This is a genomic window from Nocardia sp. NPDC051030 (assembly GCF_040683015.1).
In the GTDB taxonomy this organism is placed as follows: Bacteria; Actinomycetota; Actinomycetes; order Mycobacteriales; family Mycobacteriaceae; genus Nocardia.
On record NZ_JBFBCD010000002.1, the window covers coordinates 892,182 to 905,083 of the forward strand.

The 12,902-nt window shown below is 65.7% G+C and carries 15 protein-coding genes, 1 tRNA gene and 2 pseudogenes; 8 read left to right on the forward strand and 10 right to left on the reverse strand.

The features are described from left to right. From AB0N05_RS08755 to AB0N05_RS08770, 4 genes and pseudogenes are all read right to left on the reverse strand, one after another. Positions 1-321 (reverse strand): annotated as a pseudogene (locus AB0N05_RS08755) (hypothetical protein); the annotation flags it as partial. After that, positions 318-1,199, reverse strand: a complete 882-nt coding sequence (locus AB0N05_RS08760; protein WP_364689348.1) for a hypothetical protein — start codon at positions 1,197-1,199, stop codon at positions 318-320. The gene AB0N05_RS08760 and the pseudogene AB0N05_RS08755, both read right to left, overlap by 4 nt. Positions 1,200-1,202: 3 nt before the next feature. Further along, the gene (locus AB0N05_RS08765; protein ID WP_364689352.1) at positions 1,203-2,018 is read right to left on the reverse strand and encodes a hypothetical protein; all 816 of its coding nucleotides are present in this window, start codon (positions 2,016-2,018) and stop codon (positions 1,203-1,205) included. Between the two features lie 23 nt (positions 2,019-2,041). Continuing rightward, on the reverse strand, positions 2,042-3,163 hold the full coding sequence (locus AB0N05_RS08770; RefSeq protein ID WP_364689355.1) for a hypothetical protein: 1,122 nt from the start codon (positions 3,161-3,163) through the stop codon (positions 2,042-2,044). Between the two features lie 411 nt (positions 3,164-3,574). On the opposite strand from AB0N05_RS08770, the gene AB0N05_RS08775 reads away from it, so the two are divergent. After that, entirely contained in the window at positions 3,575-4,210 is a 636-nt protein-coding gene (locus AB0N05_RS08775) for a hypothetical protein (protein ID WP_364689358.1), read from the forward strand. Here the strand turns inward: AB0N05_RS08775 and AB0N05_RS08780 are convergent, their stop codons facing one another. Continuing rightward, the gene (locus AB0N05_RS08780) at positions 4,211-4,444 is read right to left on the reverse strand and encodes a hypothetical protein (RefSeq protein WP_364689361.1); all 234 of its coding nucleotides are present in this window, start codon (positions 4,442-4,444) and stop codon (positions 4,211-4,213) included. A gap of 1,015 nt (positions 4,445-5,459) precedes the next feature. Between AB0N05_RS08780 and AB0N05_RS08785 the strand changes: the two are divergent. Beyond that, positions 5,460-5,726 (forward strand): annotated as a pseudogene (locus AB0N05_RS08785) (DUF559 domain-containing protein); the annotation flags it as partial. Positions 5,727-5,736: 10 nt separating this feature from the next. Here the strand turns inward: AB0N05_RS08785 and AB0N05_RS08790 are convergent. Then, positions 5,737-5,871 carry a hypothetical protein gene (locus AB0N05_RS08790; RefSeq protein ID WP_364689643.1) on the reverse strand — a complete coding sequence of 45 codons (135 nt, stop codon included), beginning with the start codon at positions 5,869-5,871 and terminating at the stop codon, positions 5,737-5,739. Between the two features lie 215 nt (positions 5,872-6,086). Here AB0N05_RS08790 and AB0N05_RS08795 point away from each other — a divergent pair, with 215 nt between their 5' ends. Both AB0N05_RS08795 and AB0N05_RS08800 read left to right on the forward strand, forming a co-directional pair. Continuing rightward, positions 6,087-6,977 carry a helix-turn-helix transcriptional regulator gene (locus AB0N05_RS08795; protein ID WP_364689364.1) on the forward strand — a complete coding sequence of 297 codons (891 nt, stop codon included), beginning with the start codon at positions 6,087-6,089 and terminating at the stop codon, positions 6,975-6,977. Further along, complete coding sequence (locus AB0N05_RS08800; RefSeq protein ID WP_364689367.1) at positions 6,974-7,174, forward strand: DUF397 domain-containing protein; 201 nt, start codon at positions 6,974-6,976, stop codon at positions 7,172-7,174. The genes AB0N05_RS08795 and AB0N05_RS08800 overlap by 4 nt, the downstream gene beginning before the upstream one ends. Here the strand turns inward: AB0N05_RS08800 and AB0N05_RS08805 are convergent. Then, positions 7,174-7,246 (reverse strand) — tRNA-Gly (locus AB0N05_RS08805). The genes AB0N05_RS08800 and AB0N05_RS08805 overlap by 1 nt on opposite strands. A 194-nt stretch (positions 7,247-7,440) precedes the next feature. Between AB0N05_RS08805 and AB0N05_RS08810 the strand changes: the two genes are divergently transcribed. From AB0N05_RS08810 to AB0N05_RS08825, 4 genes are all read left to right on the forward strand, one after another. Further along, entirely contained in the window at positions 7,441-8,157 is a 717-nt protein-coding gene (locus AB0N05_RS08810) for an SDR family NAD(P)-dependent oxidoreductase (RefSeq protein WP_364689370.1), read from the forward strand. Between the two features lie 119 nt (positions 8,158-8,276). After that, complete coding sequence (locus tag AB0N05_RS08815) at positions 8,277-9,125, forward strand: SAM-dependent methyltransferase (protein WP_364689372.1); 849 nt, start codon at positions 8,277-8,279, stop codon at positions 9,123-9,125. A 438-nt stretch (positions 9,126-9,563) separates the two neighbouring features. Further along, a complete protein-coding gene (locus AB0N05_RS08820) occupies positions 9,564-10,196 on the forward strand; it encodes a hypothetical protein (RefSeq protein ID WP_364689374.1) in 633 nt (210 codons plus the stop codon). A 36-nt stretch (positions 10,197-10,232) separates the two neighbouring features. Then, complete coding sequence (locus AB0N05_RS08825; protein WP_364689376.1) at positions 10,233-10,487, forward strand: hypothetical protein; 255 nt, start codon at positions 10,233-10,235, stop codon at positions 10,485-10,487. Between the two features lie 98 nt (positions 10,488-10,585). Here AB0N05_RS08825 and AB0N05_RS08830 read toward each other — a convergent pair whose 3' ends face one another. The 3 genes from AB0N05_RS08830 to AB0N05_RS08840 all read right to left on the reverse strand — a co-directional run bounded on the left by AB0N05_RS08830 (position 10,586) and on the right by AB0N05_RS08840 (position 12,799). Continuing rightward, a complete protein-coding gene (locus AB0N05_RS08830) occupies positions 10,586-11,806 on the reverse strand; it encodes a cytochrome P450 (RefSeq protein ID WP_364689378.1) in 1,221 nt (406 codons plus the stop codon). Between the two features lie 40 nt (positions 11,807-11,846). Continuing rightward, complete coding sequence (locus AB0N05_RS08835) at positions 11,847-12,041, reverse strand: ferredoxin (RefSeq protein ID WP_364689381.1); 195 nt, start codon at positions 12,039-12,041, stop codon at positions 11,847-11,849. Between the two features lie 116 nt (positions 12,042-12,157). Beyond that, positions 12,158-12,799: a hypothetical protein gene (locus AB0N05_RS08840; RefSeq protein WP_364689384.1), complete on the reverse strand. Its 642-nt coding sequence runs from the start codon at positions 12,797-12,799 to the stop codon at positions 12,158-12,160. Between the last annotated feature and the right edge of the window lie 103 nt (positions 12,800-12,902).

Consider the following 12,902-nt stretch of genomic DNA (forward strand, 5'->3'; position numbering starts at 1 on the left):
GGGCGATGCCTGCGCGCGGAAGTGGTGGGGTGATGCTTGCGGGCCGGAGTGGCTGGGCGATGCCTGCGCGCGGAAGTGGTGGGGTGATGCTTGCGGGCCGGAGTGGCTGGGCGATGGCTGCGCGTGGGAATGGCTGGGCGATGCCTGTGTGCGGGAGTGGTGGGGTGATGCTTGCGGGCCGGAGTGGCTGGGCGATGCCTGCGTGCCGGAGTGGTGGGCTATGGCCGCGTGGCGGAATGCCGGGGTGGACGCGATGTTGTTGGGGGTTGCGATGTTCGGGGGTGCCGGGTCGGTGGGGATGACCGAGGGGGAGTGGGTCATCGGAGCACTCCCAGCAGGGTTAGGTAGGCGTCGCGGGTTTCGGCGTTGAGGCGGTGCCAGGAGATCAGGCCGCCGGTGGCTAGGTGGACGTCGAAGGGGATTGTTACTACGGAGCGGACGAAGTTGCCTAGGTGGGCGCGGACGTGGCCGGTGGCGGCGGTGGCGGAATCTTTGACCTGTTCGGTCAATACGATTACGGCGTCGCCGATCAGGAATTCGCCGAATTGTTCGTCGAGCCAGCGGAGGGCGGGTTGGAGGCGGTTGATCGCGTCGGGGCGGGCGGCGACGGTGAGGACTAGGCCCATGCGGGGGTCGGCGAGCAGGGGTGCGGCTTGGCGGCTGGTGACGGGGGCGCCCGCGTCGAAAACGGCCAGGAGTCCGGCGGTTTCGAGGTGGCGGGCGGCGGAGAGCAGGGTTTCGCGGCGGGGGAGTGGGTCGGGGCTGCGGGGGAGGACTCGCACGCCGGTGGAGGTTTGGCCGCTGCATGCGCCGACCGCGGCGGGTAGTTCGGGGTGCGGGGTGTTGAGCCAGTCCTGCAAGGTGCTGACCGGTATCGCGCCGTCGCAGCCGCGCAGTCCGGCATCGCCGCCGCCGAGGGTGCCGTCGACCACGACCGGCCAGATCTCGCCCTCGCTGTCGGCCACGGCGGCGGCCGCGAGCCCGAGCGCGGTGGTGGTGGCCCCGGACGCGCCCGAGCTGCCGAGCACCAGCACCGCGGGCAGGGTCGCGCGCACGAGGCGGCCTTGACCGCCGCGCAAGGGCACCGAATCAGTGGGCGATCCGGGCGCGGGAGTCGCGGTGAGCGTGTTCGTCTCGGCGCTCTCGGTCTCCTGTTTGCGTCCGATCAGCGCCTCTACCAGGTCGGGTATCCCGGGCATGGCTCACCCGCCCGCGACGATGGAGGTGATCATCGTCCGCCCGTCCCGGACCGCGGTGGTCATGGTCTGCTGCCAGGAGGCGAGGGATCCGTCCGGATGCCGTTCGTCGATCTGCACATCCCAGCGTTCGCTGCCCAGCGACGACACGGCAACACAGTGCTGGGTGCCCGTCGGAATCGCGGTGATGGCCGCGCGCGTGGCGCTTTCGGAGGCGACCTGGGCGTCCGGGGTGAGCAGATTGCGCACCGCGACGGGATCGCGCAGCACGTACCAGGCGTATTCCAGGTGCAGGATGACTCCGGCCCCGGTGCTCGGGTCACCGTCCTTGGCGCTCACCACCCGCGTCGAGGTTTCGGTGTGCGCGCACCAGTCCACGCCGGGTGCCGCGCTGGTCGGCGCGGCCGGGGCGGCGTTCTCGGAGCTCGACGCGAGCGCCGATTCGTCGGCTGTCCCCTTGTCGCGCACTGTCATCCACACCCCGCCCGAGACCGCGGCGAGCACCGCGACCAGGGCGGCCGCCAGCGCGGCCCGGAAGATGATCTGTTGCCGCCGCCGCATGGCGAGGGTCCGCCGTCGCGCCTCCGCCATGAGCGGAGCCATCGGATCGTCGTGCCGCAGCAGTTCGGTCCGCCGCGAGCCGAGCGAAAGGTATTCGCTCTTCTCGAGATTCACCCCGCCGTCGCGGCCGGGACCCGGCTCGAGCCACCGCGACCACTCGGCCGCGGCCGGATCGGCCGACCGCGCACCCTCCCCTTCGACCTCGGGGGACAGCGCGGGCATTGTCGCCCGTCGGGTCGTGTCGTCGCGCTCCTCGGGCACCCTAATCACTCCAACCAGTTAAGTCACTGACCACTCGGCGCCTGAACGGCCGCCACCACGCTATTGATCACATCCGCCGCAACCCCGAAGGTGTTCGGATCCAGCGTCGGCATATTCGCCACCGCCGCCCGCAAAGTACTGACCGCGGCCTCCCCGACCGGACTCGAATCCTCGACCGCCTCGACCGTGTTCGAAACCTGCGTCGCCACAGCGGCAACCGGCTGCGCCGCGAAGGCCTTGACGGGTTCGGGCACCCACGCGGGTGCGGTCACGGGCGCTGCCTCGGGTGCCGCAACCGGCTCGACCGCGGCAACCTCGTTGACCTGCGCGGCAGCGGGATTCGTCACGGCACCGACCGCACCACCCGCGGCACCACCGAGCACGCCACCGCCGAGTGCACCGAGCACGGCCCCAACGCCTACCGCCGGAACGCTGCCGATCATGCACCCAGCCACAGCGCCGATCGCGGCACCAATCGGGGCGCCGATGCCACCTGTCGGGATACCTCCGGCGGCCGCGCCGATCAGACCGCCCACCACTCCGCCGACCGCGCAACCACCCAGAACCGCTACGGGTGCGCCAGTGACCATCCCGGCGTATCCGCCGATTCCGACGCCCATCAGGCTGGAAGCGGCCATTCGGTCAGAGTCTGTGCGAGAGAAGCCCAATCCGTCGTAGACCGAGGCGATATTCCACTCCACCGAGTCGAACTGGGCCTGCACTTTGTCCCGCGTCTTGGTGTCAACAAAATCTGGCAATTGCATCGAGGTCGTACCGATCCGAAGCTTGTGCGGGTCGGTGGGAACAACGGGTGCCTGCTCAGCAGGGTTCGCCTGCGGAGCTTCCGTTTCGGGCTCGGTCTCCACCGGTTGCTTCGGATTCTGGACCGCCATATCGGCCTGCGGCGATGTCTGCTGGCTCGGTCGGGGCCGGTTCGGGGGAGCCGGTGGATCGGGGATGAAGTCGGCCAAGCTCGGTGCCGAAGGCTGCTGGGCGGGTGGTTGCGCGGGCACGCTCAGCCCGGGCTGCCCGTCACCCGGTACCGCGAGCCCGGGTTGTCCGGGCGCGGCTGCGGCCGCACCGGTTCCGGCCGCGAGCATTACCGGTAACACGGAGAGCGAAGTCCATTTACGTCTGGCGGTCATTCCGGATCCCCTTTTCCCGGCTCTTCATAGCCGAGCGACGTACGTTTGTCATCCCATTCCCCTTCACCGAATGGTCAGCGGCGGGCTGCTTCGCCCGAAACCCCCGTACGCCATGGCATTCCACACCTCTGGCCGACCCCGCAGGCAATCCATCGGAACAACGTCACGATGACCCATGTCAACCCCACAACCTGCGATGATCATGTTGCGGCCCTGATCTTACCCGGATCTCGGCCCCCCACAACCTGATACGGGACAGTCGGATCGAATTCTTCTCCGGCTGTGTTCTCCGCATTCGATCTTGCGCCTACGATCGAGCAAAATCCGCCCGGTCGGCTCGAACACTTCCCTCCGCAAGCGCCGTGCACCGCAACATCTCTCATCGGCCTGCCAATTCTCGAAGGAATTCCCATGCGCGCCAAGTCAGCACACCACGCGCAAACCCTGGCTGTCGCGGCCGCGGCTCTCACGCTCGCCGCCTGCGGTGGAAACGATTCCGCCGTCACGGCTCCCACGACAACGCCGATCGACCCGGCCCGCGCCCCGGCCGACCTGCGGTGGGAGAACTATCAGGGCGTACCGCTACCCATCGGCGCGCACGACGGCCCGGCCAAGCTATCCGGCACCGCCTCCGGCTACTCGCACACACCACAGGGTGCGGCCTTGGCGGCGATCAACCACAGCACCAGAATCTCGCTGGCCCCTGACAATGCCTGGGCCCAAATGGCATCCATCTCCCTGATGCCCGGGCCGGGCAAAGACGCCTGGGTAATGGCCCGAGTGCAGATCTCCATCACCGCCCCGGCTGCCCCGGCGACCGCTCCTCGCATCGCGGGCTACAAGGTCGTCAACTACACCCCCGCCAGCACTGACCTGGTCATCTACAGCACCTACCCCGACAACAGCATCACCGCGACCGCCGAAACCGTCACCTGGTCCTCCGAGGACTGGCGTCTGGTCCTGCCGAACCCCGCCGCCAAAGTCCAGACCATTCAATCGATCCCCGCCATCCCGGCCAATGTGGTGAAGCTGGATTCCCCGAAATAGTCAGCGATTGATCCAGCTGTCGAGCCCTACCAGCACTACCGCCACGGCCATCAGCCCGAGTGGCAGGCCGATCGAGCCGAAGATGATCAGCGTGATCACGGTGGCCTGGATCAGCGCCAGTACCGGAGCCCAGACGAACAGGTCCGGTGTTCCGAATGTCCGTGTGCGTCCTTGCTCATTGCGTGTTCCGGTGCTGGTAGTGCGCGTCCGTAGCGCTGGTTCTCGGCTTGTCATCGTCAACCCCTATGCGTGTGGATTCTCTCTGCACCATAACGACCTCTGCTGAGAGGTGTTGGTCGAGTCGGCTGGACGAGCAGGCTCCACGGGGGAGCTTGTTGCGGTGAGGGTCGGTGGCAACTTGTGGAAAAGAAGCAGTGCTGGGCGCGTCGGGTGCCGTACCCGACTTTGGCTCCCCAGCTGGGAGCCGCAACCTCACGTACCAGCCTGGCTGGATGGCCCTGGTTACCTCTCGAGACTGAAAACAAAAGACCAACGACTTCCAGAGGAGGAAAACCGACAAATCGGCACTCGCGCATCTCACCTCAGCGCGCAACCGCCACAAGAACACGTTCAGGGGGGACATCAGACTGGGGTAAACGGACAAAACCCCGGCTGATGTCCCCTCTCGGTGAAGGGGCGTTGGGTGTCGGTGGGTGGGGGGATAGTTTTGGGTATGACGGGGGAATTGAGTGGAGGGTTTGTTGGGTCGGGTGCGGTGGCGGCGGGGTGGGTTAGCAAGTGGGAGTTGGAGAAGGGGAGGGAGTTTGTGCGGGTGTTTCCGAATGTTTATATGCGGCAGGGGGAGTTGCTTGATGCGGGGATGCGGGCGCGGTTGGCTGGGCTTTGGGGTGGGGGGTCTGCGGTTTTGGTGGGGTACTCGGCTGCCGCTATGTATGGGACCAAGTGGATTGATGATGGGCTTCCGGCGGAGGTTGCGCGGGCGGGACATTTGCGGGTGCCGTGTGGGATTCGGGTTACGAAGGATGTGATTCCAGAGGGTGAGCGATGTGACGTAGGTGGGTTTGTGGTCACTACTCCGGCTCGGACTGGCTTTGATCTGGGGCGGCGGTTGGCTCGGGATGTTGCTCTGCCTGTTCTTGATGCGCTGTGTGGGGCTACTCGGCTTGATCCGGGGTTGATTGTGGGTTGTGCTCGTGAGCATCCGGGGGCTCGGGGTATTCGGCGGCTGTCGGCGCTTATTCCGTTGATTGATGGTGGGGCGGAGTCTCCGCCGGAGACTCATACTCGGATGCTGCTTGTTGATCGCGGATTCCCTGCTCCGGCAACGCAAGTGGTTGTTCGGGATCGGTGGGGGGAATTTGTGGCTCGGATTGATATGGGGTGGGAGGAGTGGCGGGTGGGGGTGGAATATGACGGGAAGCAGCATTGGCGGGATGCTGCTCAGCGGACGAAGGATATTGATCGGTATGCCGAGCTCGAGGGGTTGGGGTGGAGGATGATTCGGGTTAATGGGGCGCTGTTGTATGGGCGGCCGGATGCCGTGGTGGCGCGGGTGGGGGAGGCGCTCAGAAGCTCGGGGTGGCGGGGACCAGTTGGCCTGCTTCGATCAGGCGGGTGCGGGCCTGTGCCTTGCGGGGGCATGTAATCACCAGGCAGAGAAGGTGTTCCTGCATGTCGTGATGGGCGAGTTCGACCGTCATTACGGGGCGGACCCCGTGAACGATCGGTGGGATGCCACACATAGCCGTACTCCGATCCTTGAATTGCTTTGTGGTGGTGGGGGATTTGATGAATTCAGTAGACACCGGCGTGGAATCGGGTGGAACATTCAAGACGGCGGATAAACGATGAACACGCCATATTTCCTCTGCGGACCATTCCATATGGAGCGTCACCGGATAGTGAGGCTAACGAGATGAGTAGTAGTGGCAGTACGCTCGCGCGCCGGGCCTTGGGGCGCGAAATGCGTCGAATGCGAGAAGTTTCCGAGATTTCACAGGCTGCCGCTGCTCGGGTGGCCGAGGTGTCTCCGCAGACCATCGGGCGAATGGAGGAGGGGCGGGCTACCCAGGTGAGCGGCCTGCACCTGAACGCTCTGTGCAATGCCTACGGGGCAACCGACGCAGAGCGCGGGACGGTGCTGGGACTGCATCAGGAAGTGAAGCAGGCCAAGGAACTCGGCGGAGGGTGGTGGAAGGGGTTCGCGGATGCGACCCCTGAAGGCTTCGATCATTATCTGGGGCTCGAGCAAGATGCCCGCAGGATCATCACCTGGCAGACCACTCTCGTGCCTGGCTTGCTCCAGACTCCGGAGTATCGGCGTGCCATGTTCTGGGTTGACGACCCCACGCGATCCACCGATGACGTCGAGAGGCTTATCGAGATGGCTTCTTATCGCCAAAATCGCTTGCGGGAACCGGGTTTCACGATAGATGTGCTCCTGTCGGAGGCGGTTCTTCGCGCGCAGGTGGGCGGGCGGCCGGTGATGGCCGACCAGCTCCGGCACTTGGCTGATTGCGCAGCATTGCCGAACGTCTCCATCGGGGTTGTTCCGTTCGACGCCTCCAGCCATCTCGGTTCGTTCGTAGGTTCGTTTGTCCTGCTGGAGTTTCCGCCTCTGCCCGAGTCGAAGCTGATAGAACTGCCGGTCGTGTATGTCGAGGGCTACGTCGGCGATCTCTACCTGGAGCGTGACCACGAAGTGCGCCAATATCGTGATGCGCTGACCGAGATCCGCCGCGTAGCGTTGGACAAAACCGACACCAGGCGACTGATTGTGGCCGTGGCGAAGGAGTATGGCGCATGAGTATCGACTTGTCCGGGGCCGTGTGGTTCAAATCCAGTCGCAGCGGACCGAACAAAGAGTGCATCGAGGCCGCGCATGTGGGCACCGGGCAGGTCGGCGTGCGGGACTCCAAGGATCCCGGGCCCGCGTTGGTCTTCGGGCCGGGGGAGTGGGATGTGTTTGTGGCCGCTGTGCGGGGTGGCCGGTTCGATCTTTGAGCGGATGACGAGATTCGAACTCGCGACCCTCACCTTGGCAAGGTGATGCGCTACCAGCTGCGCTACATCCGCATTTGCTCGCCGGAAATGGATCCGGGTTGCGAGGGAGAACCATAGTCAAAGGCGGGTGTGGTCGCCAAATCGGGCTGGTGGGATGGGGTTTCGAGGGCGAGTGGCGATGGCTGGGTGGGGGCGATCGGTACTTCGATGGGAGGTATCGGCGGGCCGATTGGCGGGCGGATGCGTGGGGGCATAACGTCAGTGCAATGAGCGCGAAGATCATCGATGGTCCTGTCACTCTGATCACTGGCGGCGGTACCGGGATCGGGGCGGCCACCACCCGCTTGCTGCTGGATCGTGGGCATCGCGTCGCGATCACCGGGCGGCGTAAGGAGCGGTTGGAGGAGTTCGCCGCCGAGGTGGGGGCGGGCGATGCGCTGTTGACCGTGCCGGGGGACGCGACCGACTTCGAGTCGGTTCAGGCTGCCGTGCAGGCCACTGTGGCCGCGTTCGGGCGCCTCACTGGTGTGGTGGCCAATGCCGGTCTCTCCACCCACGACGATCTCGCCGACGGCGACCCGGATCAGTGGCGTGACATGCTGCTCACCAATGTGCTGGGCCCGGCCGTGCTGGTCAAGGCCGCGCTTCCCGCCCTCCGCGAAACGCAGGGGCGGATCGTTCTGGTGGGTAGCACGGCGGGCGTCAAGAACACGCCGGGCAATTTCTACTCGGTCACCAAGTGGGCGGTGTCCGCGCTGGCCGAGAATGCTCGAGTGCTGGTCACCGGGTCCGGCGTGGGCGTCACCCTGGTTGCGCCGGGCCGGGTGGAGACGCCCTTCTGGGATTCCCGCGAGGGTGGCGCCCCGGGTGGTCCGATCATGACCCCGGACAATGTGGCGGCCTCGATCGAGTTCGCCCTCTCCCAGCCCGCGGGCATCGAAATCAACTCGGTGGTGATCCGCCCGACCGGTCAGGTTTTCTGACGGTCCGGTATCAGGGTTGGTTCAGGGCGTTTCCCTGATGCGTCGCGGCTGATGCCGTCCGAGGATCGGTTGTATCGATTCGTGAGCGCCGGTGCGCCGATCATGAGACGGAGACAGCCATGACGATGCAGGCATCCGACACCTCGATGATGCCCATGGTCATCGCGGCGTGTGAGCAGCAGCGCCCGCCGCAGGAACGATTGCTGACCGACCCGATCGCGGTGCGAGTGCTGCCCACGGCCATGCGCACCGCGATCCGGCTGTCGGCGGTGCGCAAGCTGCTGAGGGCGGGCATGGATAGGGACGCGCCGGGCATCTGGAACGCCATCGCATGCCGCAAGCGCTACATGGACGAGGTTGTGGCGGCCGCGATTCGCGATGGGATCGACCAAATCGTCGTTCTCGGAGCAGGTTTGGATACGCGAGCGCTACGGCTCGCCGCACCGGCCGGTGTGCGGACGTTCGAGGTGGACCTGCCGGTGAGCATCGCCAGAAAGCGTGCGCGGGTGTCACTCCCGGATGAAGTGTCGCCGGTGCCAATGGATTTCGAGACGATGGACTTGAAAACCGTACTGTCCCAGCATGGTTTCCGGCCGGACGCCGCCACCCTGTTCATCTGGGAGGGCGTGACGCAGTACCTCGAGGAGAAAGCGGTCCGCTCGACCCTGGCAACACTCGCCGACTCCGCTTCGGGCAGCAGGCTGGCCTTCACCTACGTCCTGCGCGACTTCCTGACCGACCCGGTCGCCCCCGAAACCGCTGGGATGCACCGCCGATTCGTATCGACCGGCGTCTGGCGGTTCGGCCTGAATCCCGCCGAAGTCGCTCCACTGCTCGCCGAATTCGGCTGGCGGGAAAAGGAACAAGTCGGCCCGGACGAATACACCACCCGGTATCTGGCACCCGTGCGACGCGGGCACGAGCAGGTGTCCGGCATCGAACGATCGGCCTCCGCGGTGAAGGCATAACCGCGCCGGGACAACTCATCGATCCAGGGCAATCGATGGCCGGGACGACTCATCGATCCAGGGCAATCGATGCCACCGATACCCACTCGCGGCACCTGGACCTTGTAGCAGGAGCCGTCCGAATCACGAACCGGGCTGCCGCAGAACATGTTATGCCCGATCGCGATACCGGCGAGCCAGGCGGCCCCTTCGCGCGGCCGAGTCCTGCCGGATAACCCGCAGGTGAGACCTGCCCGGCGATCGCGGCATTGGGTGCGGTCCACTCGAGAGCCCCCGCCTCCACTCAGTCGGGGTCAGCCTCCAGTCGGTTCGGGGTCACTCTCGAGTCGGTCCAGGGTCCGCCGACGGGATGAGGTCGGATCAGGGCATTTCCTGGATGTGGCGGGCGCGGGCGCGGGCCGACGATGGGTGGATCGATTCGGGAGTAAGGAGAAACCCATGTCGACAAACGCGGTCGCCGAAGGCCGATTCCATCTATCCAGTGAATCGTTCGTGCGAGTGCTGCCCGCGGTGGCCTTGGCGGTATCGCCGGTGTTGTACGCGATTTCCACCCTCACCTGGCAGGACGACGGCATTCACGGTGTCGCGGGTGCGGTGTGGAATGCGGGGGCTCTGGTGGGCTGGCTGTATGGGCTCAATGCCGTGTATGACCTGCTGGCGCACCGGTTTCCGCGATTCACGGCGGTGGCGCGGCTGGTGCTGATGATCGGGGTGGCCGGTGGCGTGGCCTTTGCCATGCGCGGCTTCTACGATGGCGCGCTGGGCAATTCGCCCGAGACCTCGCTGCGATTGCTTCAGGATCATCAGCTGGCCTCGGAGCTGCTCATGTTCCTGCCGGGCCCGCTGTTCCCGATCAGTCTGATCCTCCTGGGGATCGCACTCGCCAAGGCGCGACTGGTGCCTCGCGCGCTGGGTATCGCGGTGGCCGTGACCGGAGTCGTCTTCCCGTTCACCACGATTCTGCGGCTGCACGAGGGCGCGCTGGGGTTGAGCATCGTGATGATCGGCGTATTCGGTTGGCTCGCTTACCTGTACGGCACGGGTCGGATGTCGGACGCGCGATCCGACTAGAGCCACCCGGGCTTCAGCCCAAGCGCGAGACCGGAGATGAGTACCGCGGGCCCGTCCAGCAGCGCGATCCGCTGCACCTCCGGTGCGGTGGAAGCCTCCAGCCAAGTCCACGGCGACGCCGGTGAACGAGGTCCCCGACAGTTTCCACTGCACCGCCCAGAAATCGTCGCCGACCCTGTGGATCTCGCGGATGTGGTGTTCGTCGAGAACGGCGCGGTGCGCGAAAAGCACACCTATGTGGATGGAGTGGCCATGCAGGCTGCATTTTCCACTCCCGCCGAGATCGCCTGACGCTGAGATCATTTGACACTGAGGCGGGGATCCACTGGATCCCCGCCTCGAGCCTCTTCCGATTTCCGCCACGGCATGTCCCGTGAGACCGTGGCGGTCTATTCCTCCGTCTCCGTCCAGGTGACCGGAAGCTCGTGCACGCCATAGATATTCATGTCGGTCCGCAACCGGACCTCGCCCGCGGCGAGCTCGAGCGTCGGGAAACGCCGGATCAGTCCGGCGAACCCGGCCCGCATCTCGATCCGAGCCAACTGCTGGCCGAGACACTGGTGCATGCCGTGGCCGAAGGTCAGATGCCCGCGCGCCTTGCGATGGATATCGAGGCTGTCCGGATTCTCGAACCGCCGGGGATCGTGATTGGCGGCCAGTAGCGAGATGACCACGGTCGAACCCTTGCCGATCACTTCGCCACCGACCTCGATGTCCTCCGTGGCATAGCGATAGAAGATGTCGGCCACCGACAGATAGCGCATGAGCTCCTCGACCGCATCGGGAACCAGCTCCGGATCGGCGCGCAGTTCGGCCAGCTGCTCGGGGTACTCCAAGAGCGCGAAGGTGCCCAGCGCCAACATGTTCGCCGTGGTCTCATGCCCGGCGAGCAGCAGCAGGAAGGCGATGCCGACCAGCTCCTCGATACTGAGATCCTCATCGCGGGCCAGATCGGACAGAATGTCCTCACCGGGTTCGGCGCGCTTGCCCATGACCAGCTCGGCCAGATAACCGGTCATCGCGCCGTAGGCCGCCATCTTGTCCTCGAGCGGCTGGTCCTTGAGCAAGAACTTGGCGGAATTGACCTGGAAGGTGGCCCGATCCCCGTAGGGGACGCCGAGCAGTTCACAGATCACCAGCGAGGGCACCGGCAGCGCGAACTCCTTGACCAGATCCACCGGCGGGGTCAGGCTCGCCATCGCGTCCAGTTGCCGCTCGGTGATATCGATAATGTGCTGCTCGAGCGTCTTCATGCGCTTGACGGTGAACGCGCCGATCAGCTTGCGCCGCAGGCGAGTATGGTCCGGCGGATCCATGGCGACGAACAAGCCCGGAACCTGCGGCTGCGGCTCGGTCGCGGCGGGCATGCCCGGGGTCTCGTACGGGACATGCAGCACGCCGATGTCCTGGCGGGAGCTGAACCGGACGTCGGTCATGACCTGACGGACCTCGTCGTAACCGGTGACCAGCCAGCCTTCGTGACCGTCGGGGAAGAGGAGGGGACTGACCGGGCGGGCGTCACGCAGCTGGGTGATCTCGCGGGGCGGGTCGAAGGGGCCCGCATTGCGCTCCATGGGCAGGCCTTGCGGGACCGGAACCGTCTGAGTCATCGTATTTCTCTTTCGTGAAAGGGATTGTGGGAGAAGGGGATCAGTCGGCGAGGGTGATCGCGCCGGACGGGCACATCTGGACGGCCTCGCGGACGGCTGCCTCCCACTCGGGGGAGGGAGTGGCGTCCAGCGGGATCACTCGCCCGTCGGCGTCGTCCTGGTCGAAGGCTTCGGGGGCGGTCAAGACACACATGCCCGCGCCTATGCAGCGCTCGCGGTCAACAATGAGTTTCATGATTCTGTCTCCGTGGGCATTTCGCGGTTTCGCGGGTGCGATAGCCGATTTGTTCCTGTGAATACTGTGGCCGGACAGGCTGATACAGGCCTGACACCGAACCTGACATGGATCACTCAGGCGGCGTTGGCGTGCCGGATGATGATGTTGCCGTAGGAGTTTCGCGCGAAGACCTGCACGGAGTCCTTGCTGAAGGCCGGGTCGACCGGAGCCAGCTGGTTCTGCACGCTGCCGAGCGCGGTATTGGTCTGCACCCGCGCCGCACTGCCCGCACGGATCCCCACCTCCAGCTCGCCCATGGAGGTTTCCAGCCGAATCTCGCCGCGCGTGGCTTCGCCGATGCGGATGTCGCCCTTGGCGACCTTCGCGGTCACCGAGCCCTGCGGGTGTTCGACAACGATGTCCCCGGCCGCGATTTCCAGATTGCACTCGCCGAGTTCACCGGCACCGAGCAGGCTGCCCACACCGGCGATGGCCTTCAGCCCCGAGCCGGTGGGCACCTCGATGATCACCTCGACCGTCGGATTGCCGCCGAACGGCGTGTAGGTGCGCCAGTCCTTGGGCGTCTTCACCGTCAGCGTGCCCGCCGCCAGATCGACCTTGGTGTGTTCGGCAGCGCGCACATCACCCTTCTTGGACGCATCAGCCGGGCGGACCGCGACAACGGTGTCCGCACGATCGGAGGCGATAACCGTGACGCTCGCCGAGAGCACATCGACATCGACGGTGATAGGGGCCGGGGTCTGGAAGGTGGTCATGTCGTACTCCTTGTGCGAGCGAAATCAGTGGGTCCCGAACCTGCTGGCGGGGCCTGCGACCCGGCCGGTGTGGTTCAACGAGGACTACTTTCGCGAGCCCGGC

Excerpts from the sequence above, each read along its gene's own strand:
- AB0N05_RS08780 (WP_364689361.1), bottom strand. The coding sequence starts at position 4,444 with ATGACAAGCCGAGAACCAGCGCTACGGACGCGCACTACCAGCACCGGA.
- AB0N05_RS08770 (WP_364689355.1), bottom strand. The coding sequence starts at position 3,163 with ATGACCGCCAGACGTAAATGGACTTCGCTCTCCGTGTTACCGGTAATG.
- AB0N05_RS08760 (WP_364689348.1), bottom strand. The coding sequence starts at position 1,199 with ATGCCCGGGATACCCGACCTGGTAGAGGCGCTGATCGGACGCAAACAG.
- AB0N05_RS08825 (WP_364689376.1), top strand. The coding sequence starts at position 10,233 with ATGAGTACCGCGGGCCCGTCCAGCAGCGCGATCCGCTGCACCTCCGGT.
- AB0N05_RS08790 (WP_364689643.1), bottom strand. The coding sequence starts at position 5,871 with ATGACGGTCGAACTCGCCCATCACGACATGCAGGAACACCTTCTCTGC.
- AB0N05_RS08840 (WP_364689384.1), bottom strand. The coding sequence starts at position 12,799 with ATGACCACCTTCCAGACCCCGGCCCCTATCACCGTCGATGTCGATGTG.
- AB0N05_RS08810 (WP_364689370.1), top strand. The coding sequence starts at position 7,441 with ATGAGCGCGAAGATCATCGATGGTCCTGTCACTCTGATCACTGGCGGC.
- AB0N05_RS08835 (WP_364689381.1), bottom strand. The coding sequence starts at position 12,041 with ATGAAACTCATTGTTGACCGCGAGCGCTGCATAGGCGCGGGCATGTGT.
- AB0N05_RS08830 (WP_364689378.1), bottom strand. The coding sequence starts at position 11,806 with ATGACTCAGACGGTTCCGGTCCCGCAAGGCCTGCCCATGGAGCGCAAT.
- AB0N05_RS08820 (WP_364689374.1), top strand. The coding sequence starts at position 9,564 with ATGTCGACAAACGCGGTCGCCGAAGGCCGATTCCATCTATCCAGTGAA.
- AB0N05_RS08815 (WP_364689372.1), top strand. The coding sequence starts at position 8,277 with ATGACGATGCAGGCATCCGACACCTCGATGATGCCCATGGTCATCGCG.
- AB0N05_RS08775 (WP_364689358.1), top strand. The coding sequence starts at position 3,575 with ATGCGCGCCAAGTCAGCACACCACGCGCAAACCCTGGCTGTCGCGGCC.
- AB0N05_RS08800 (WP_364689367.1), top strand. The coding sequence starts at position 6,974 with ATGAGTATCGACTTGTCCGGGGCCGTGTGGTTCAAATCCAGTCGCAGC.
- AB0N05_RS08795 (WP_364689364.1), top strand. The coding sequence starts at position 6,087 with ATGAGTAGTAGTGGCAGTACGCTCGCGCGCCGGGCCTTGGGGCGCGAA.